Below are 18,214 nucleotides of genomic sequence, written 5' to 3'. Positions count from 1 at the left end.
GCCCGCGGCAACGAGCCAGTCCGTCCCGCCTCCGCGGCCTCCGGCTGACCACGTCCGGCCCGTCCTCCGGGCCACCACGCCGGGGCCGCCCTTCCCGAAGGGCCATCCGCGTTGAGTCCTCTCGACGTATCCGCACACCACCCCGCACACCCGCTCGCCCGCTACGGCTGGGACGAGCACACCGCCGAGGCCTTCGCCCCGTACGGGCGCCGGGGCCTGACACCCGCCCGCGTGGTCCGCGTGGACCGCGGGCGGTGCGACGCCGTGACCGCCGACGGCCACGTACGGGCCGACACCGCGCCCGTCACCTCCCCGGACCCGCTGCTCACCGTCTGCACCGGCGACTGGGCCGCCCTCGAACCCGACGGGCGCCGGACGCCGTGGACGGTCCGGGCCCTGCTGCCCCGCCGTACCGCCTTCGTGCGCTCCACCTCCTCCAAGCGCTCCGAGGGGCAGGTGCTGGCCGCCAACGTCGACCACGCCGTCGTCGCCGTCTCGCTGGCCGTCCCGCTCGATCCCGGAAGGCTGGAGCGGTTCCTCGCACTGGCCTGGGAGAGCGGCGCCCGGCCGCTGGTCGTCCTCACCAAGACCGACCTGGCCCCGGACGCCGCCCATGCCGCCGCCGACGCCGAGGCCGCGGCGCCCGGTGTGACGGTGCTGTCCGTCAGCGCCGTCACCGGTGAAGGGCTGGACGTGCTCGCGGCCGTGCTCGGCGGCGGCACCGCCGTGGTGCTCGGGCAATCCGGGGCGGGCAAGTCCACCCTGGTCAACGCGCTGGTCGGGCAGGAGGTGCTGGAGGTGCGCGAGACCCGCGCGAGCGACGGCAAGGGCCGCCACACCACGGTCACCCGCGAGCTGTTCGCACTGCCCGGCGGCGGGGTCGTCATCGACACCCCGGGGCTGCGCGGCGTCGGGCTGTGGGACGCCGGGGAGGGCGTCGACCGGGCCTTCGCGGACATCGAGGAACTGGCGCGCGCCTGCCGCTTCCACGACTGCGCGCACACCACCGAACCGGGCTGCGCCGTACTGGCCGCCGCCGAGGACGGCACCCTGCCGCCGCGCCGGCTGGACAGCTACCGGAAGCTGCTGCGCGAGAACCGGTACCTCGAAGCCCGCACCGACGCCCGGTTGCGGGCGGAGCTGCGGCGCGACTGGAAGCGCAAGCAGGCGCTGGGCCGCCATGCGGCGGAGCGCAAACGCGGCCCGCGCTGACCCGCACCGGGCGGGCACGGGGCGGCGGGGCCGGTTGCTAACGTCGTCCCGTGCCCAACCGGAACGACGCCCCCGCCCAGCCGTTCGGCCCCCGGCAGTTCCAGCTCGTCCTGCTGCGCCGGATGGCCGACTTCCAGCCGGAGCTGGTGCTCGACGCGCTGCGCGAACTGGGCGCCGACCGGGCCGAGATGCGCGAGGCCAACCGCCGCTGGCAGGCGGCCTGCCGCTCGCCGCGCTCCCGGGGCGCGGCGAGCCGGTACCGCTCGGCGCTCGGCGAACCGGAGGCGGACGAGCCGCGCCGCGTCGGCGACCTGGACTGCCGGGCGCTGCGCTGGCCGGTGCCGCTCTGGCCGGACCTGCGCCTGGAGGTGCTGACCGCGCCGGGCGGCGCGGTGTGGAACGAGTGGCTGGTGCGCGCTCCGGGAGCACCCGGCCCCGAACCGCGCACGGTGGGGGACCTGCTGCCGTGGACGTGCACGGTGGACGAGGTCGCCCGCGCCTTCGCGCCCGCCCGCCCGATGGAGGGCTCGGCGCCCACCCGGTGGCGGCTGGCCTTCACCGCCCCGGACCGCGCGGGGGAGCGGCACGAGGTGATCGCCGAGTTCACCTGGGGGCTGCTCCAGAGGCTTCCGGAGCGCTGACGGCGCCGACGGCCGTGTGCCGTCCGCCGTGCCCGCGCCCGGGGCGTGCGGCGGACCGCCGAGCGCCGTCGGGGCTCGCAGGCGCCGGAGGCACCGCACCCCGGCGCGGGCACGGGCGTCCGGCGGTCACGGCGCCGTCGTCGCGCTCCGGCCCGACAGGGCCAGGCGCAGCCCCGCCTCCACCAGGGCCCAGCCGACCCGGCGGCGTACCGCGCCGGCCCTGCGAGGAGGCGGCGCCGTACACCGGGCGGAGCGCGCCAGGCGCCGGTCGTCCACCTCGCGCCGTAACGCGGCGGCGTGGTCCCGGGCGAGGCGGAGGCGGATCTCGGGGTGCGGAGGGTGCACGGATGCCTCCGGGGTTCGGGCCGGCGCGGCCGGCGGTTCGGTCAGTCCTCGGCGCGGGGGAAGGAGTGCAGATGGACGCGGACGCGCTCGGCCCGCTCGTCGCCGGCGGCCTTCTCCCGGTAGCTCTCGACCAGTTCGTGGAGCCTGGTGTTGAGTTCGCCCGCCAGCTCGGGGGTGAGCCGCAGGGTGAAGCTGCTGAGGTCGGACGCCTCGCGCCACTCCTCGGGCCAGTCCCGCATCGTGCCGAGCCAGGTGCTCAGATCGCGGGCGTGGCGGGTGGCGGTCTCGTGCATGAGGAGGGACAGCGCTCCCCGCACCTCGGGGTCGGGGTGCCGGTCGATCTCCCCGATGCCGTCCAGCCGCGTGCCCCGTTGCGCGGCCCGCCACCAGCGCTCGCGCGCGGTGCCGCGCGCGGTGTCCTCCTCGACGAAACCGTGCGCGGCGAGCTGCCGCAGGTGGTAGCTGGTCGCCCCGCTGGACTCGTCGAGCCGGCCGGCCAGCCGGGACGCGGTGGCGGGGCCGTACTCGTGCAGGGCGTCGAGGATGCGGATGCGCAGGGGGTGGGCGAGAGCCCGCAGGGAGCGCGGGTCGAGCGAGCGGATGGGGCGCCGGGCGTCCGTCATACGGCGACCGTAACAATGCAAAAGATCCTTTGCAACGCATTCTTTGCAATGGTTTCTTTGGAAGGAGCGGGCGGACCGTCACCACTGCGTCCGATTTCCGCCAGTGGCGGCCCGCCGCGCGGCGCACACTGGATCACGTGATGGACGACGAGGCCAGGTACGAGGCGGTCCGCAGCCGCGACGAGCGGTTCGACGGCGTGTTCTTCACCGGTGTGCTCACCACCGGCATCTACTGCCGCCCAAGCTGCCCGGCGGTCACCCCCAAACGGGGCAACGTGCGGTTCTTCCCCTCGGCCGCCGCCGCCCAGCGGGCGGGCCTGCGGGCCTGCCGCCGCTGCCGCCCCGACGCCGTGCCGGGCTCGGCCGAGTGGAACGCTCGGGCCGACCTCACCGGCCGTGCGATGCGGATGATCGCCGACGGGGTCGTGGACCGCGAAGGTGTCGAGGGGCTCGCCCGCAGGCTGGGCTACAGCGTCCGCCAGATACACCGCCGGCTCACCGCAGACCTCGGCGCCGGCCCCGTCGCCCTGGCCCGCGCCCAGCGGACGCACACCGCCAGGGTGCTGCTCCAGACCACCGCGCTGCCGGTCACCGAGATCGCCTTCGCCTCCGGATTCGCCAGCGTGCGGCAGTTCAACGACACGATCCGCGAGGCCCACGCCTGCACCCCGCGCGAACTGCGCGCCCGAGGCCGCGCCAAGGAGGCGGCCCGGGCGGCTGCCGAGGGCGGGGGAGTGGCGCTGCGGCTCGCCCACCGGGGCCCGTACGCCGCCGCCGAGATCTTCGGCTTCCTCCGGCGGCGGGCCGTCCCCGGCATCGAGGAGGTCACCGGGGAGACCGGTGACCGCACCTACCGGCGCACCCTCGCCCTGCCCCACGGCCACGGCGTCGCGGAGGTCCGCGAGAGGGCGGACGGGACGGGCGGCGGCCCGGGCGGCTGGCTGCCGTGCCGGCTGCACCTGACCGACCTGCGGGACCTGACCACCGCCGTGCAGCGGATGCGGCGGCTGTTCGACCTGGACGCAGACCCGTACGCCGTCGCCGACCGCCTGGGCTGCGACCCGCTGATCGGGCCCCTGGTCCACCGGCTGCCGGGGCTGCGCTCGCCGGGCGCCTCCGACCCGCACGAGGCGGCGGTGCGCGCCGTACTCGGCCAGCAGGTCACCGTGGGCGCGGCCCGTACGCTGACGGGCGCGCTCGTGGCGGCGTACGGCAAGCCGCTGCCCGCCCCCGACGGCTGTCTCACCCACCTCTTCCCCGACCCCGGGACCCTCGCCGGGGCGCCCCTGGACGAACTGCGGATGCCCGACTCCCGCCGCCGGGCGGTGCGCGCCGTCGCGGCCGCCCTCGCCGACGGCGCCCTCGTCCTCGACCCCGGCGCCGACCGGGACGAGGCCGAACGGGCCCTGCTCGCCCTGCCCGGCATCGGCCCGTGGACGGCCGGCTACGTCCGGATGCGCGCACTGGGCGACCCCGACGTCTTCCTGCCCGGCGACGCGGGGGTGCGGCACGGGCTGGAGCGGATCGGGGCCCGCGCAGGGGACGCCGAGCGCTGGCGGCCCTGGCGCTCCTACGCCCTGCACCACCTGTGGAACGCCACCCTCACCCCATCCGGAACCGAGACCGCGGAGAAGCGATGAGCACCCTCTACACCACCTGCCCCAGCCCGCTGGGCGAGCTGCTGATCGCCGGGCCCGAGCCCGGCGCACTGGCCTCGGTCAGCGTGCCCGGCCAGAAGGGCGGCGCCCGCGTGCTGCCCGGCTGGCGGCGCGACGACGCGGCCTTCGCCGATGTGGTGCGGCAGTTCGACGCCTACTTCGCCGGGGAGCTGAAGGAGTTCGACCTCGACCTGGCCACCAGGGGGTCGGACTTCCGCGAGCGGGTCTGGGCCGCCCTGGAGCGCATCCCCTACGGCGCCACCGTCACCTACGGCGAACTGGCCGCCATGGCGGGCCTGGAGCCGCGCTCGGTGCGGGCCGTCGGGGGAGCGGTCGGCGCCAACCCGCTGACGGTGGTGCGCCCCTGCCACCGCGTCATCGGCGCGAGCGGGTCGCTGACGGGGTACGCGGGCGGGCTGGAGCGCAAGAAGCTGCTGCTCACCCTCGAAGGGGTGCTGTGAGGGCGTCTTGAGGGCGCTGCGATCCGCGGTGCCGCGGGCCTGCGTGCCGTGGGCCGCCGGTGAGCGCCGGTGAAACGGTACGGCCGCCGCGGTCGGTGGGCACCGACCGCGGCGGCCGCGGGGAGAACCGTGAGGATCAGCCGAACTGCTTCTCTATGGCGGCGAGTTTGGCCTCCAGCGAGTCCAGCCGGGGACTGGTCAGGCTCTCGTCGGAGCCGAACGGGTCCGCCGGGCGGGGCGGGTCCACCTTGCGCAACCCGTCCGCGCCCAGCGCGCCGCCGCCGGCGTCGTCCGAGCCGGCCCGGAGCGCGGCGCGCGGCCGGGCCGGCTGCGGGGAGCCCGCGCTGACCTCCAGCTCCACCTGCTGCGCTTCGGCGCCGCGGCCCAGCCGGCTGATCGCCCGCAGCCGGGCCCGCTCCAGCTTCCGCTGCTCGCGCTTGCGGGCGCGCTCCTCCTCCTTGCGGCGGCGGTCCTCGCGGACCTCGTCGACCGCCTCGTCCAGCGTCCGCACGCCCTCCAGCAGCATCAGCGACCAGGCGGCGTAGGTCTCGCGCGGCGCGCGCAGCCAGCGCACCACCCGGATCTGCGGCAGCGGACGCGGCACCAGGCCCTGCTCGCGCAGGGCGGCGCGCCGGGTCTGCTTGAGCGCCCGGTCGAAGAGGATGGCCGCCGCGATCGACATGCCCGCGAAGAACTGCGGGGCGCCGGCGTGCTCGTCGCCGCGCGGGGCGTGCACCCAGTTGAACCACGCCGCGGCGCCCGCGAAGAGCCACACCAGCAGCCGCGAGCCGAGGGAGGCGTCACCGTGGCTGGCCTCGCGCACGGCGATGACGGCGGAGAACATCGCGGCGCCGTCCAGGCCGAAGGGGACCAGGAACTCCCAGCCGCCCGACAGTCCCAGGTTCTCCCGCCCGAAGCCGACCAGGCCGTGGAAGGAGAGTGCGGCGGCGACGCCGGCGCAGCAGAAGAGCAGGACGTAGGAGGCGATGGCGTAGACCGTCTCCTTGCGGCGGCGGCGCTCCTCCATCCGCTCCCAGGAGTCCGCGTTCTGGTCTTCCTCGGTCCTGTGGCGGCCTTTTCCACGGCCCATCAACATGACCGCGACCAGGGCGCCGACGAGCAGTACGGCACCCGCCAGCACCCAGTTCATCGATATGTCCGTCAGTCTCATCCGGGGGTGTCCCTTGCCTGGCGGCATGCCGTGAAGACGGCCCCGCCGTGCTCGCGTTGGCTTCGTTGACCCGCAGCATCCTGGCGGAAAAAAGATTGTGTGGCAGGCCCTTTGAGCCTGAAAACCGCCGATGGTGGCCAGAACGTGCGAACAGGAGTGTAGCGAGCCGCAATCACCGCCGATAACCGGTCAGGCGATCGAATCCCCGGGGAAGTTCGTCCTGCCCGTCCCGCCCGGCCCGTGCGAAGGCCCCGCTCCGCCCCGTCCGGGGGCGGGCGGCGGGTCAGGCGCGCGCGGCGCTCAGCCGCTCCACCCGGTCGGCGTCGCAGGTGCGCGGACAGGTGACGCAGGTGTCCTGCGGGCGCAGCGTGTAGAACATGCAGCAGCTCGCCCGGTCCCGGGTGGGGTACCTCTCGCCGTCCGGCCCGGACAGCTCCCGGAAGGCGGCGCCCCGCGGGAAGGGGGCGACCGAGCCCGGCAGCAGCAGCTCCGCCTCGGCCATCGCGCGCCGCTCCTCGCCCAGCAGGTGGCCGACGTACCACAGGCCCTCGGTGATCTCGTCCGTCGCCATGCCCCACAGCGCGCGCGGCCCGCGGCGCATCCGCGGCCCGAACGCCTCCAGGACGGGGCCGAGGTGCTCGGCCACCGCCTCCCGCACGGCCGCGCGCAGCGCCTCCTCGCCGTGGACGACCCGGGCTCCGGGCAGGGCGGCGGCCGGATCGCCGGGCAGGCAGGAGAACTCCCCGGCACGCACCGCCAGCCGGCCCGAGGCGCGGTCGTAGGCCACCGAGCCCACCGGGACGCGCGGCACCCGGCGGTGCAGGAACCAGGGAAGGGTCACCAGCAGGCAGGCCGACCAGGCGTAGCGGTGCAGACCGAAGCCGGCGACCACGTCGGGCCGGGCCTGCTTCCCGTAGTCGCGCCGCACCTGCTCGTCGTCCCAGGCCAGGAAGGCGTCCAGGACGGCGCCGCCCCCGGCCAGCTCCGCAGACCGCACCCAGCCGCCGCCGCGCGGCAGGTCGCCGGTCTCCCGCACCTCGGTGACCCGCAGACTGGGGAGGACCTCGGCCAGGCGGTCGTAGGCCGCGGCCAGCGGCGAAGGCGCGGTGGGCGCCTCGGGGGCGGGGGCGAGGGTGCTCATGGCCATGCGGGTACCACCGAATCGACGGCTATAACAGGTAAGGCTTACCTTAGCTCACGTGATCGGTGCCGGACAGCACCCGCCCGTACGAGTGGCGCGCGTCACTCCGCCGAGTCTCCCGCGGGGCCCGGACCCGGCGCCGGGGACGGCTCCCCGCTCTCACCCACCAGCCGGTCGGCCAGCCAGCTCGGCACCCCGCCCAGCAGGCGGAACAGCCGCCGCGCCTCGGCCCGCAGCCGCTCCGCCTCCGGCTCCGGCTGGACGTCCGCCAGGGCCACCAGGGCCGGTGCCATGCCCACCAGGTAACCCAGCTCCTCGCGCAGCCGCAGCGACTCGGCGAAGCCGTGCCGCGCCTCGGCCAGCTCCCCGCCGCGCAGGGCCAGCCCGGCCAGATGCCGCCAGGTGAAGGAGCACAGCAGCGCGTCCTCCTGGGCGGTGGCGGCGGCGTGCGCCCGGCGGTACGCCGCCCGCGCCGCCTGGGGACTGTCGCCGAAGTGCTCGGTCATCAGGCCGCGCCGGAAGTCCAGCATCGCCCGCCGGGGGGAGTCGGGCGGCAGCAGCGCGGCGGCCCGCCCCAGCGCGGCACGGGCCTCGTCGGCCCGGTCGCGTACGGCCAGCACCGTCGCGGCGTAGGCCAGATGGCCGCGCTCGCAGGCAGCCGCGCCCCGCTCCTCGTCCGTCGCGGCCAGGGCCTCGGCCACCCGAAGCGCCTCCTCGGCGCGCTCCCAGCCGTCGGCGGTGAACATGCAGCGCTCCACCAGCAGTCCCGCCCGCCGCAGCGCGGCCCCGGCGTCCTCCCGCGCCACCCCCGGCTCCAGCAGGGCCGCCGCGTCCTCCCAGCAGCCGCGCGACCTCAGCCGCCACACCGCGTGGTCGAGCGGACCGCCCTCCGCATCCGCGCCCGACCCGGCGCCCGACCCCGCACCCTCCAGCCGTACCGAACGTGACATGGCGGTCTCCGCCACAGTGCCCTCCCCAACCAAGCGCGCCGTCGAGCCGGATGTGAGCGAATCCCAGCACGAACACCGGGGCCCCGCCAAGGGGTAAGTGTGAACGGTTTCACAATCTTGGTCAGCTCTTGACACGCCCCGGGCGGCATGCTCGGCCGACTGCCGGAGTCACTCGTCCCACCAGCGGTCGTCCGGCTCGCGCCGGTTGGCGACGACCGCCGCGACCGGTGGGATGACCATGGCCACCAGGCACATCGCGATCGCCAGCGGGACCGACCACAGGCGCACGAAGGCCCACGCGCCGACGAAGAGGGCCAGGCACAGACCCATCAGCGCGAAGTAGCGGCGCCGCCTGCGCGCGTACACCCTTCCAGGGTAGGGCGGGCCCCGCCGCGGGCGGGGCGGGAGAGGGCGGCCGGGCGGGCGGCGGGGACCGGGCGGGGCCTCAGCGCATGCGCAGGGCCAGGAAGAAGTCCACCTTGTCCTCCAGCCGGGACAGGTCGCGGCCGGTGAGCCGCTCGATGCGGCCCACCCGGTAGCGCAGGGTGTTGACGTGCAGATGGAGGAGAGCGGCGCAGCGCGTCCAGGAGCCGTCGGAGGCGAGGAACGCCTCCAGGGTGGGCACCAGCTCGGCGCGGTGGCGCCGGTCGTACTCGTACAGCGGGTCCAGAAGCCGGGCGGTGAAGGCACGGCGCACGTCGTCGGGCACGAAGGGCAGCAGCAGGACGTGCGAGGCCAGCTCCTCGTGCCCGGCCGCGCAGACCCGCCCCGGCCGGGCGGCGGCCACGCGCCGGGCGTGGCGGGCCTCCTCCAGGGCCCCGCGCAGGCCCTCGGGGGAGTGGACGGCGGCGCTGACCCCCAGGGTCAGCCGTCCGTCGGGCCCGCCGAGGCCGTCCAGGCCGCGCTCCAGCGGGGCCCGCAGGCAGTCGAGCAGAGCGGTGGCGGCGAACGCGCCCTCGGCCCCGGCGGGCGGCCCGGCCGCCTCACCGGCCGCTTCCCCACCGGCCGCCCGGTCGGCGGCTTCCTCGCCGGCGGCCTTCCCCTCGGCGGTCTCCTGCCCGGGAGACGCGGGAAGCGGGACGAGCGCGACGGCCTCCCCGCCGGCCGGTACCACCGCGACCCCGTCCGCCGGGGCCCTGCCGCCGTCCGGGCCGGCCAGTGCCTCCTCCAGCAGGGCCCCGGCGGCCCGGGCCCGCTCGTCCTCGGGCAGGCCGGGGCCGCCCTCCCAGTCCAGCCGCGCGACGGCCACCTGCCACAGGGGCGCGGCCCCGGCCCCGGGCAGCAGCGCGGCGGCCGTCACCCGCAGCCGGGCGGCGACCTCGGCCGACGGCGCGCCGGCGCGGAGCAGCTCCAGCACCTCCCGGGCCAGACGGCGCCCCACCGAGCGGGCGGCGTCCCGCCGTTCGCGCTCGGCCCAGACCAGCCGGGTGACGCCGTGCAGCAGGTCCAGCCGCTCGGCCGGCCACTCGTCCGCGTCGGCCTCCACCGCCAGCAGCCAGCCCGAGAGCGCCGACAGCACCGCCTCCCGGCTGTCGGCCCCCTCCGCACCGGCCGGCGGGCCGCCCACCGGGAACAGCGAGTACACCGTCTCGCCCGCCACGGCTCGGTGCGGGCCCGGACGCCCCGCCCGTACCGCCGCCAGGTGCTCGCCCGCCAGGCGGGTGCGGACGGAGGCCGGCAGCCGGTCCGCGCCGGCCCCGGCGACCGGGCGGCCGGTGGGGGAGAGCACCCACGCCCGCAGGTCCAGGTCGGAGCCCAGCAGGTCCAGCACCACGTCCGGGCCGCCGCCCGCCGGGCCCGGGGACATCAGCCGCCGGTGCCGCTCCACCACGGCGGCCAGATCGCCGGCCCGCTCGCCGGAGACCTGCCGCACCACGTGCTCGGTGACGGTGGCGAAGGCGACCTTCTCGTCCACCGAGAACAGCGGCATCCTGTGCCGCGCGCAGGCCGCCACCAGGTCCGCGGGCACCGGGCCCAGCTCCGCCTCGCCCGCCGCCAGCGCGGCCACGCCCGCGGCGGCGAGGATGCGGACGAACGGCTCGGAGTCCTCGGGACCGCGCCGCCAGGCCAGTCCCGTCAGGACCAGCTCGCCGCCCGACAGATAGCGGCTCGGGTCGCGCAGGTCGGTGGTCATCACGCCCCGCACCGGCCGGTCGAGCCCCTCCTCGCCGCTCAGGAGCCGCAGCCCCAGGGAGGGGCTGTCCAGGAGTGCGCGCAACCGCATCGTCGTCGTCCGCCGATCTTTCCGTACCGCTCGTGTGGGGCGCGCGTACGGCACCCCGGCCCCGACGGGCCTTCGTTCGAATCTACAAGAACCGGTCGTGGGCCGTACGGGTGCTTCGCGCCTCCGGTGACCGCACCGGCCGGGTGACGGGCCGGTACGCCGCGGGCACGCGGTGTAGTACGGGGATAGCCGCCCGATCCCCCGCCGTCCGCCCGCCCGGCACCGGATCCCGCCGCGGGCCGGCGGCGGGGGAGCCCCGCGACCGACCGAGAAGAGCCGACGCCATGGACTTCCCGCGCCCCGCCGACCGGGAGGCGGCGCCCGCCGCCGGCGCCGAGCGCCTGAGCGGCCCATGAGCCCGAAGGACCCCGGCGAACCCGGACGCCCCGGGAGGCCGGAACCCCCCGAGGACCCCCGGGAGGTCGGCCCCACGCCTTCCGGGGGGTCGCCCGTCGACCGCTGGTTCCACATCTCCCGCCGCGGCTCCACGGTCGCGCGGGAGGTGCGCGGGGGCGTCACCACCTTCATGGCGATGGCGTACATCCTGCTGCTCAACCCCGTGCTGCTGTCCGTCCCCGACCGCTACGGGAACCGGCTCGACCCCGCCGAGGTGATCACCGCGACCGCGCTGGCCGCGGCCGTCACCACCGTCGCCATGGGCCTGATCGGACGTGCTCCGCTGGCCCTGGCCGCCGGGCTGGGCGTCTCGGGGGTCCTGGCCACCCAGGTCGCCCCCGAGGTGAGCTGGCCGCAGGCGATGGGGATGTGCGTGATCTACGGCTCGGTGATCATCCTGCTGGTGGTCACCGGGATGCGCGAGCGGATCATGAACGCGATCCCGACGGCGCTCAAACACGCCATCACCATCGGCATCGGCCTGTTCATCGCGATGGTCGGCCTGGTCAACGCGGGCTTCGTGGGCCTGGGCGAGCCGGGCTCCCCGGTCACCCTCGGCCAGGGCGGCCGGCTGACCGGCTGGCCGGTGCTGGCCTTCTGCGTCACCCTGCTGCTGATCTTCATGCTGCTGGCCCGCGGGGTGCCCGGCGCCCTCCTCATCGGCATCGCCGCCGGCACCGCCGTCTCGATGGCCGCCACCGCCGCCCTCGGCATCGGCGGCGAGGAGTGGGGCGGCGCCGTTCCCGAACTCCCCGAACGGCTGGTCTCCGCCCCCGACTTCGGCCTGCTGGGGAACGTGGAGATCGGCGGCCTGGCGGGCCTGGGCGTCACCGGCTTCACCATGATCGTCTTCACTCTGGTGCTGGCCGGGTTCTTCGACGCGATGGCCACCATCATCGCCGTCGGCCACGAGGCGGGGCTCACCGACGAGCAGGAGCGGATGCCGGGGCTGGGCCGGGCGCTGCTGGTGGACGGCGCGGGCGGGGTGGTCGGGGGCGTGGCGAGCGCGTCGGGCCAGACGGTGTTCATCGAGTCGGCCACGGGTGTGGGCGAGGGCGCCCGCACGGGGCTGTCCGCCGTCGTCACCGGGCTGCTGTTCGCGGCGGCGCTGCTGTTCACGCCGCTGGCGCTGATCGTGCCCGGCCAGGTGGCCTCCGCCGCGCTGGTCGTCATCGGCGCGATGATGATGCAGAACTCCCGGTACGTGGACTGGACCGACCGCACCACGGCGATCCCGGTCTTCCTCACCGTCGTCCTGATGCCCTTCACCTACTCCATCACCACCGGCATCGGCGCGGGCGTCATCGCCTACACCGCCGTGCGGACGGCGGTGGGGCGCTGGCGCGAACCGGGGCTGCTCATGTGGCTGCTGACGGCGGTCTTCCTCGTCCACTTCGCGGTGGGAGGCACGGGGGCGGAGGGGTGAGCCGGCCGGTGCCGGGCCGGACCGGAGCATCCGGCCCGGCCCGGTCCGGCACCGAGGGGAGCGCCGTCAGTCCCGCCGCTCCTCCAGCATCCCGGCCCAGCCGCCCTGGACCATCGTCTGGAAGCGCCAGACACCGTCCCGTCGCACCAGGATGTCGGCGTAGCGCATGCGGTGCTCCTCGCCGCCGGCCGTCGTCATCACCGAGTCGGTGAACACCACGGCGAGGCAGGGGGAGAGGAGGAACGGGGTGCGCGCCGACTCGAAGCGGACCCCCTCCTCCCCTCCGCCGCCCATCACCGCGTTCATCGTCCCGGTGTACCGCTGCCGGTCCCACTGGGCCGTCCGGCCGTCGCCGTCGGAGCCGTCGGTCACCAGATTGAGCGGGAAGACGGCCATGTCGGCCATGCGCTCGATGTTCTCGGGGGTGGGCGAGGAGGCGAGTCCGTCGTAGGCGGCGAACCACTCCTCCAGGCTCCGCAGGTCCTCCTCGGTCGGGGTGTAGCCGGTCAGGGCCGCGGCGGTCTCGGTGTTCTGCAGCAAGACTCTCCATTCATCAAACTTGACTAGTCGCAGAGGAGGGTAATGCCCGGGATCTCGCTAGTCAAACTTGATTAGGTGAGCCTCCGCGCATCCCGCGCACACCGGCGGGCTCCGTCCCCGCCGGCCGCCGCCTCCCGGCGGCCGCGGACCTTGCGCGCGCCGCACGCGGCACACGGGCCGACGCGAGTGGGCAGCGGTCGGCGCGGGCATCCGTCCCTCCGACCGACGCCCACTTCTCCACGGAGGCGGCATGAGCGAGATCCCGCACGGCCGGTCACCGCAGCGCCCGCACGAGACGGCCCGGAAGGACGGCGTCCCCAGGGCGCTCTCCGGCGTCGTCCTGGACGCGCCCGATCCCCGCGCCCTCGCCGCCTTCTACCGGCGGCTCCTGGGCTGGGAGACCGTCGAGGACGAACCCGACTGGGTGAGCCTGAAGGGCCCGGGCACCACCAAGCTCTCCTTCCAGACCGAGCCGGAGTACCGGCCGCCCACCTGGCCGGGCAGGAACGACCGCCAGCAGATGATGCTCCACCTGGACTTCGAGGTCGGCGACCTGGAAGCCGCCCACGAGCACGCCGTCGCGGCCGGTGCCACCCTCGCCGACTTCCAGCCCCAGGACGACGTACGGGTCTACACCGACCCGGTCGGGCACGTGTTCTGCCTCTTCACCGGCGACTGACACCGCGCCGACCCCGTGCCCCCGGCGGGCGGCCCCGTCGGGGAGCGCGGGGTCAGCGCGGGCCCCCGGCGCCGAGCAGCGCGTGCGCCGCCTCGTTGACCGGCTGCGGGGTGCCCGCCAGATCCAGCGTGAAGAGCGGGAGACCCAGGCCGTCCGCGCGGCCGAGCGCCTCGCGGGTGTAACCCGCCAGGGAGAAGCAGACGGCCACGGCCGACTCGTTGAGGCCGTGCAGCCACAGCGTCTCGACGGCCTCAGGCCCGGTCGGCGAGGTGGTGGGGTCGACACCGGCCAGGACGTCGGGCCCGCGCAGATCGACGCCCGAGGCCGGATGGGCCCCGATCACCGGGCGCACCCGCTCGAAGCCCAGCCAGTCCAGATAGAGCGCGGCGGCCGTCACCGCGTCCCGGGCGGTGCGGATGGCGACCGGCTGGAAATCGGGCCGCTCGCGGACCGCGGCCGGCCGGGGCGCGTCCGCCGCCTGCCCGCCCGCCGGCACGGCGGACGGGCAGGCGACCCCGGAGGACGGGTCGGAGGGCTGGGCGAGGGGAGGCCGCAGCAGCGCGCCGCACGGGCAGCCCAGCTCCGGCCGCGGCCACTCGTCGTGCCGTCCGCAGGCCGCGCAGCGCAGCGTCAGCCAGGAGTCGGCCCACGCGCGGTGCCGCACCCTCACGGGAATCCCGCCGCGCAGCAGCTCGGGCGCCACCGGGGCGCCGCAGCGGCACGGGTAGGAAGGCACGGTGTAGAGGTGCTCACGGCGGCACTGGGGGCACCGCACGGGCACGGTCTCTGCCATCTCGGCTCCAGGCGGAGGATCGGGCCGAAGGCCACGGGAACGGGGGCTTCGCGCGCTCATCGTCCCCGATGCGCGCGGCCGCCGGGAACGGGTTCGCGCGGCCGTGTCACCCGGCGGCGGAGCGGAGGGGCGACTTCCGGTCATATTCCCCCGGCGGCCTCGCGGCCCGCCGCCCGGCACGGCTCAGTCCAGCAGCTCGTACGCCGGCAGGGTCAGGAACTCCACGTAGTCCTCGTCCAGCGCCACCCGCAGCAGCAGGTCGTGCGCCTGCCGCCACCTGCCCGCCGCGTACGCCTCCTCGCCCAGTTCGGCGCGGATGTCCGCCAGGTCCGCGGCGGCCAGCGAGCGCACCAGTCCGGGGGTGACCTTCTCCCCGGTGTCCAGCACCACGCCGGCGTCGACCCACTGCCAGATCTGCGACCGCGAGATCTCGGCGGTCGCGGCGTCCTCCATCAGCCCGAAGATCGCCACGGCGCCCTGGCCCCGCAGCCACGCCTCGATGTAGCGGATGCCGACCCGGACGGCGCCCACCAGCCCCTCGCGGGTGGGCCTGGCCTCCAGGGAGTCGACGGCGAGCAGGTCGGCCGCGGTGACGCGCACGTCCTCGCGCAACCGCTCCTTCTGGTGCGGCCGGGCGCCGAGCACCGCGTCGAAGGACGCCCGCGCGACGGGCACCAGGTCGGGGTGGGCCACCCAGGAGCCGTCGAAACCGTCCCCCGCCTCGCGGTCCTTGTCGGCCCTGACCCTGGCGAAGGCCCGCTCGTTGGCTTCCGGGTCGCGCCGGTCGGGGATGAAGGCGGACATGCCGCCGATGGCGTGTGCCCCGCGCTTGTGGCAGGTGCGCACCAGCAGCTCGGTGTAGGCGCGCATGAAGGGCGCGGTCATGGTCACCGCGTTGCGGTCGGGCAGCACGAACCGCTCACCGGCGTCCCGGAAGTTCTTCACGATGGAGAACAGGTAGTCCCAGCGGCCCGCGTTGAGACCGGAGGCGTGGTCGCGCAGCTCGTAGAGGATCTCCTCCATCTCGAACGCGGCGGTGATCGTCTCGATCAGCACGGTGGCGCGGACGGAGCCCCGCGGGATGCCGCAGTGGTCCTGGGCGAAGACGAAGACGTCGTTCCACAGCCGCGCCTCCAGGTGCGACTCCAGCTTGGGCAGGTAGAAGTACGGGCCCCGGCCCGTCTCCAGCAGCAGACGGGCGTTGTGGAAGAAGTACAGGCCGAAGTCGACCAGCGCGCCGGGCACGGCGCGGTCGCCGACCCGCAGGTGGCGCTCGTCCAGATGCCAGCCGCGCGGCCGTACCACGACGGTGGCCGTCTCCCCGTCGGGCCGCAGCTCGTAGCGCCTGCCCCCGGGCGCGGTGAAGTCGATGCGGCGGCGGTGGGCGTCCATCAGGTTGATCTGGCCGCCGATCACGTTCCCCCAGGTGGGGGCGGAGGCGTCCTCGAAGTCGGCGAGCCAGACGCGGGCGCCGGAGTTGAGGGCGTTGACCGTCATCCTGCGGTCGACCGGACCGGTGATCTCCACCCGGCGGTCCCGGAGCGCCTCGGGGGCCGGCGCCACCCGCCAGTCGCCCTCGCGGACGTGGGCGGTCTCGGGCAGGAAATCCAGGGTGGCGGTGCGGGCGATCTCGGCGCGGCGCCCGGCCCGGCGGACCAGCAGTTCGTCGCGGCGCGGGGTGAACCGGTGGTGCAGCTCACCGAGGAAGGCGAGGGCGGCATCGGTGAGGACCTCTCCGTGACGCCCCCGGTGCCCGTCGGGCGTCCGGGCGGGGTCGGCGCCGGTGACGACGGCGGGCGGGGGCGGCGCTGCTGCGGACATGGGCGTGTCACTCCTTCGTCGGGGCGGCGGGCAGGGGCCGCTGCCACCGGCACGTTCCGCCGCCGCGGACCAGTCTCCCCGTAGCCGGGGCCCGCGGTCCGCCGGGCCCCGGGACCGTCCGCCACCCGCCGTCCGTCTGCCGGGCCGACGGGTTCCGGTGGCCTGAACCATGCCCCGGGTCTCGCCCTCCGTGTAGCGCGATGTGCGGAGAGTGGCGTTTACTGTGCGCACCCCTCCCCGGCCGCGCGGCTCCGGGAGGGGCCGGGCCGGGAGCCCGCACGGCTGGGGAGCGGCGGCCGAACGGCACGACGGCGCCGCGGAGAACCGGGAACGGGAAGACGGAGCACGACGGAGCACGACGACAGACGACGAGGAACACAGCATCCGTGTGGGGGGAGCTGCGTTGCGGAGGGAAGCGGTAGGACGCCGGGCGGTCGTCCACGGACAGGACGACCCGCGGGTCATCGCACTGCACCGGGCCGTGACCCGGCTGCACCGGGAACTCGCCGGCTACCGGGCACAGTTGGCGGACCGGCAGATAGCCGAGGACGAACTGGCCGCCGTGGAGGCCGCGCTCCGCGCGGGCGCTCCCGAGGTCGTACGGCTGCGCCACTCGCTGCTGCTGATCGCGGGGGCGATCGGTTCGGTGAGCGCGCTGGCCGAGGCGCTGGCGGAGGTGCGCAAGGCCGTCGAGCTGTTCGGCGGCCCGACGCCCTGAAGGGCGGCCCGTTTCGGCCCACCTGCGGCCGTCGGCCCGCCTGGCCGGATAACGATGTCACCGCGGGACCCCCCGCCGGCATCATCGGCGGCGGAGGGCCACACAGGGGGAGGCGCGGATGAGCACGGACGAGCGGGCACCGGTCGACCTGGTGGCCCTGGGCGAGGACTTCGTCCGCGACCCCTACCCCGTCTACGCCGGGCTGCGGGCCCGCGGCCCGGTGCACCGGGTGCGGATGCCCGAGGGCGCCGAGGCGTGGCTGGTCGTCGGATACGAGGAGGCGCGGGCCGTCCTCGCCGACCCGCGCCTGTCCAAGCACTGGAGCAACGCCTCGCCCGCCCTGCCGGTGGGCCCCCCGGCGGCCGGGGTCAGCATGCTCAGCACCGACCCGCCGGACCACACCAGGCTGCGCAGGCTCGTCGCCCGCGAGTTCACCGCGCGGCGCGTGGCGTCCCTGGAGCCGAGGGTGCGGGAGATCGCCGACGGATTGCTGGAGGCGATGCTGAAGGAGCCGGACCGGCGGGCCGATCTGGTGGACGCCTACGCCTTCCCGCTGCCCATCACGGTCATCTGCGAGCTGCTGGGCGTGCCGTTCCTGGACCGGGAGGCGTTCCGGGCCTGGTCGGCCACCGTCGTCGGGGACGCGGGCTTCGAGGAGAAGCGGGCCGCGAACGAGGCCGTCACCGCGTATCTCACGGGACTGCTGGAGGAGAAGCGGCGGCAGCCGGGCGAGGACCTGCTGAGCGCCCTGCTGCACACCGCCGACGAGGACGGCGACCGGCTGTCCGCCGAGGAGCTGCTCGGCATGGCCTGGCTGCTGCTCATCGCGGGCCACGAGACCACCGTCAACCTGATCGCGAACGGCACCCTCGCCCTGCTCACCCACCCCGACCAGCTCGCGCTGCTGCGCTCGGACCCCTCCCTGACCGAGGGCGCGGTCGAGGAGATGCTGCGCTACGACGGCCCGGTCGAGACGCCCACCTACCGCTTCACCACCGAGCCCGTCGAGATCGGCGGGACGGTGATCCCCGGCGGTGGGGAGCTGGTGCTGGCGGCCCTCGCCGACGCCAACCGCGACCCGGGGCGCTTCGCGGACCCCGGCCGCTTCGACATCCGCCGCGGATCCCGGGGCCACCTCGCCTTCGGGCACGGCATCCACCACTGCCTGGGCGCCCCGCTGGCCCGGCTGGAGGGCCGCGTCGCCGTCCGCGCGCTGCTGGAGCACTGCCCGGACCTGGCCCTCGACATCCACCCCGCGGCCGTCTCCTGGCGGCAGGGCATGCTCATCCGCGGCCCGCACCGCCTGCCGGTGCGCTTCTGAGGCACCGCTCCGGGACACCGCCCGCCGGTCCGTCCCCTCCGGCCTCCCCACACCCTCCGCCCCGCCCTCCGTCCAGCCCTCCACGGACCCTCCG

At 75.8% G+C, this 18,214-nt stretch carries 18 protein-coding genes; 8 read left to right on the top strand and 10 right to left on the bottom strand.

Going from position 1 to position 18,214, the window contains the following annotated elements; genetic code table 11:
• Positions 1-111 precede the first annotated feature (111 nt).
• Together rsgA and QPK52_RS05170 are read left to right on the top strand one after the other, a co-directional pair.
• Complete coding sequence (rsgA, locus tag QPK52_RS05175) at positions 112-1,212, top strand: ribosome small subunit-dependent GTPase A (protein ID WP_410535842.1); 1,101 nt, start codon at positions 112-114, stop codon at positions 1,210-1,212.
• Positions 1,213-1,334: 122 nt separating this feature from the next.
• Positions 1,335-1,853, top strand: a complete 519-nt coding sequence (locus QPK52_RS05170; protein WP_410540213.1) for a hypothetical protein — start codon at positions 1,335-1,337, stop codon at positions 1,851-1,853.
• A gap of 126 nt (positions 1,854-1,979) precedes the next feature.
• Here QPK52_RS05170 and QPK52_RS05165 read toward each other — a convergent pair whose 3' ends face one another.
• Both QPK52_RS05165 and QPK52_RS05160 read right to left on the bottom strand, forming a co-directional pair.
• Entirely contained in the window at positions 1,980-2,198 is a 219-nt protein-coding gene (locus QPK52_RS05165; RefSeq protein ID WP_410535841.1) for a hypothetical protein, read from the bottom strand.
• Positions 2,199-2,239: 41 nt separating this feature from the next.
• A complete protein-coding gene (locus tag QPK52_RS05160; protein ID WP_410535840.1) occupies positions 2,240-2,821 on the bottom strand; it encodes a helix-turn-helix domain-containing protein in 582 nt (193 codons plus the stop codon).
• A 140-nt stretch (positions 2,822-2,961) separates the two neighbouring features.
• Here QPK52_RS05160 and QPK52_RS05155 point away from each other — a divergent pair, with 140 nt between their 5' ends.
• Positions 2,962-4,461 (top strand): AlkA N-terminal domain-containing protein, encoded by a 1,500-nt coding sequence (locus tag QPK52_RS05155; RefSeq protein ID WP_410540212.1) that lies wholly within the window; start codon positions 2,962-2,964, stop codon positions 4,459-4,461.
• On the top strand, positions 4,458-4,940 hold the full coding sequence (locus tag QPK52_RS05150; protein WP_410535839.1) for a methylated-DNA--[protein]-cysteine S-methyltransferase: 483 nt from the start codon (positions 4,458-4,460) through the stop codon (positions 4,938-4,940). The genes QPK52_RS05155 and QPK52_RS05150 overlap by 4 nt, the downstream gene beginning before the upstream one ends.
• A gap of 136 nt (positions 4,941-5,076) precedes the next feature.
• Here the strand turns inward: QPK52_RS05150 and QPK52_RS05145 are convergent, their stop codons facing one another.
• From QPK52_RS05145 to QPK52_RS05125, 5 genes are all read right to left on the bottom strand, one after another.
• Entirely contained in the window at positions 5,077-6,111 is a 1,035-nt protein-coding gene (locus QPK52_RS05145) for a DUF2637 domain-containing protein (protein ID WP_410535838.1), read from the bottom strand.
• Positions 6,112-6,394: 283 nt separating this feature from the next.
• Positions 6,395-7,252, bottom strand: coding sequence for a (2Fe-2S)-binding protein (locus QPK52_RS05140; RefSeq protein ID WP_410535837.1), 858 nt, complete (start codon positions 7,250-7,252; stop codon positions 6,395-6,397).
• A 101-nt stretch (positions 7,253-7,353) separates the two neighbouring features.
• Positions 7,354-8,235: a hypothetical protein gene (locus QPK52_RS05135; RefSeq protein WP_410535836.1), complete on the bottom strand. Its 882-nt coding sequence runs from the start codon at positions 8,233-8,235 to the stop codon at positions 7,354-7,356.
• A gap of 135 nt (positions 8,236-8,370) precedes the next feature.
• On the bottom strand, positions 8,371-8,568 hold the full coding sequence (locus QPK52_RS05130) for a DUF3099 domain-containing protein (RefSeq protein ID WP_410535835.1): 198 nt from the start codon (positions 8,566-8,568) through the stop codon (positions 8,371-8,373).
• Positions 8,569-8,647: 79 nt separating this feature from the next.
• Positions 8,648-10,426, bottom strand: a complete 1,779-nt coding sequence (locus QPK52_RS05125; protein WP_410535834.1) for a PucR family transcriptional regulator — start codon at positions 10,424-10,426, stop codon at positions 8,648-8,650.
• A 352-nt stretch (positions 10,427-10,778) separates the two neighbouring features.
• Here QPK52_RS05125 and QPK52_RS05120 point away from each other — a divergent pair, with 352 nt between their 5' ends.
• Entirely contained in the window at positions 10,779-12,248 is a 1,470-nt protein-coding gene (locus QPK52_RS05120) for an NCS2 family permease (RefSeq protein ID WP_410535833.1), read from the top strand.
• A gap of 66 nt (positions 12,249-12,314) precedes the next feature.
• Here the strand turns inward: QPK52_RS05120 and QPK52_RS05115 are convergent, their stop codons facing one another.
• Positions 12,315-12,788, bottom strand: coding sequence for a nuclear transport factor 2 family protein (locus QPK52_RS05115; protein ID WP_410535832.1), 474 nt, complete (start codon positions 12,786-12,788; stop codon positions 12,315-12,317).
• A 250-nt stretch (positions 12,789-13,038) separates the two neighbouring features.
• Between QPK52_RS05115 and QPK52_RS05110 the strand changes: the two genes are divergently transcribed.
• Entirely contained in the window at positions 13,039-13,467 is a 429-nt protein-coding gene (locus QPK52_RS05110; RefSeq protein WP_410535831.1) for a VOC family protein, read from the top strand.
• A 52-nt stretch (positions 13,468-13,519) separates the two neighbouring features.
• Here the strand turns inward: QPK52_RS05110 and QPK52_RS05105 are convergent, their stop codons facing one another.
• Together QPK52_RS05105 and aceB are read right to left on the bottom strand one after the other, a co-directional pair.
• Positions 13,520-14,260: a hypothetical protein gene (locus tag QPK52_RS05105; protein ID WP_410535830.1), complete on the bottom strand. Its 741-nt coding sequence runs from the start codon at positions 14,258-14,260 to the stop codon at positions 13,520-13,522.
• A gap of 183 nt (positions 14,261-14,443) precedes the next feature.
• Positions 14,444-16,081 carry a malate synthase A gene (gene aceB, locus QPK52_RS05100; RefSeq protein WP_410535829.1) on the bottom strand — a complete coding sequence of 546 codons (1,638 nt, stop codon included), beginning with the start codon at positions 16,079-16,081 and terminating at the stop codon, positions 14,444-14,446.
• A gap of 403 nt (positions 16,082-16,484) precedes the next feature.
• Between aceB and QPK52_RS05095 the strand changes: the two genes are divergently transcribed.
• Positions 16,485-16,799: a DUF5955 family protein gene (locus tag QPK52_RS05095; RefSeq protein WP_410535828.1), complete on the top strand. Its 315-nt coding sequence runs from the start codon at positions 16,485-16,487 to the stop codon at positions 16,797-16,799.
• A 118-nt stretch (positions 16,800-16,917) separates the two neighbouring features.
• A complete protein-coding gene (locus tag QPK52_RS05090) occupies positions 16,918-18,120 on the top strand; it encodes a cytochrome P450 family protein (protein WP_410535827.1) in 1,203 nt (400 codons plus the stop codon).
• Positions 18,121-18,214 lie beyond the last annotated feature (94 nt).

Source organism: Streptomyces sp. KL2, assembly GCF_046529545.1.
In the GTDB taxonomy this organism is placed as follows: Bacteria; Actinomycetota; Actinomycetes; order Streptomycetales; family Streptomycetaceae; genus Streptomyces; species Streptomyces radiopugnans.
The sequence above is the reverse complement of the archived record's forward strand: the minus strand, read 5'-3'. Positions and strand labels throughout refer to the sequence as shown.

Excerpts from the sequence above, each read along its gene's own strand:
- QPK52_RS05170 (WP_410540213.1), top strand. The coding sequence starts at position 1,335 with ATGGCCGACTTCCAGCCGGAGCTGGTGCTCGACGCGCTGCGCGAACTG.
- QPK52_RS05160 (WP_410535840.1), bottom strand. The coding sequence starts at position 2,821 with ATGACGGACGCCCGGCGCCCCATCCGCTCGCTCGACCCGCGCTCCCTG.
- QPK52_RS05155 (WP_410540212.1), top strand. The coding sequence starts at position 2,962 with ATGGACGACGAGGCCAGGTACGAGGCGGTCCGCAGCCGCGACGAGCGG.
- QPK52_RS05150 (WP_410535839.1), top strand. The coding sequence starts at position 4,458 with ATGAGCACCCTCTACACCACCTGCCCCAGCCCGCTGGGCGAGCTGCTG.
- QPK52_RS05145 (WP_410535838.1), bottom strand. The coding sequence starts at position 6,111 with ATGAGACTGACGGACATATCGATGAACTGGGTGCTGGCGGGTGCCGTA.
- QPK52_RS05140 (WP_410535837.1), bottom strand. The coding sequence starts at position 7,252 with ATGAGCACCCTCGCCCCCGCCCCCGAGGCGCCCACCGCGCCTTCGCCG.
- QPK52_RS05125 (WP_410535834.1), bottom strand. The coding sequence starts at position 10,426 with ATGCGGTTGCGCGCACTCCTGGACAGCCCCTCCCTGGGGCTGCGGCTC.
- QPK52_RS05120 (WP_410535833.1), top strand. The coding sequence starts at position 10,779 with ATGAGCCCGAAGGACCCCGGCGAACCCGGACGCCCCGGGAGGCCGGAA.
- QPK52_RS05110 (WP_410535831.1), top strand. The coding sequence starts at position 13,039 with ATGAGCGAGATCCCGCACGGCCGGTCACCGCAGCGCCCGCACGAGACG.
- QPK52_RS05105 (WP_410535830.1), bottom strand. The coding sequence starts at position 14,260 with ATGGCAGAGACCGTGCCCGTGCGGTGCCCCCAGTGCCGCCGTGAGCAC.
- aceB (WP_410535829.1), bottom strand. The coding sequence starts at position 16,081 with ATGTCCGCAGCAGCGCCGCCCCCGCCCGCCGTCGTCACCGGCGCCGAC.
- QPK52_RS05090 (WP_410535827.1), top strand. The coding sequence starts at position 16,918 with ATGAGCACGGACGAGCGGGCACCGGTCGACCTGGTGGCCCTGGGCGAG.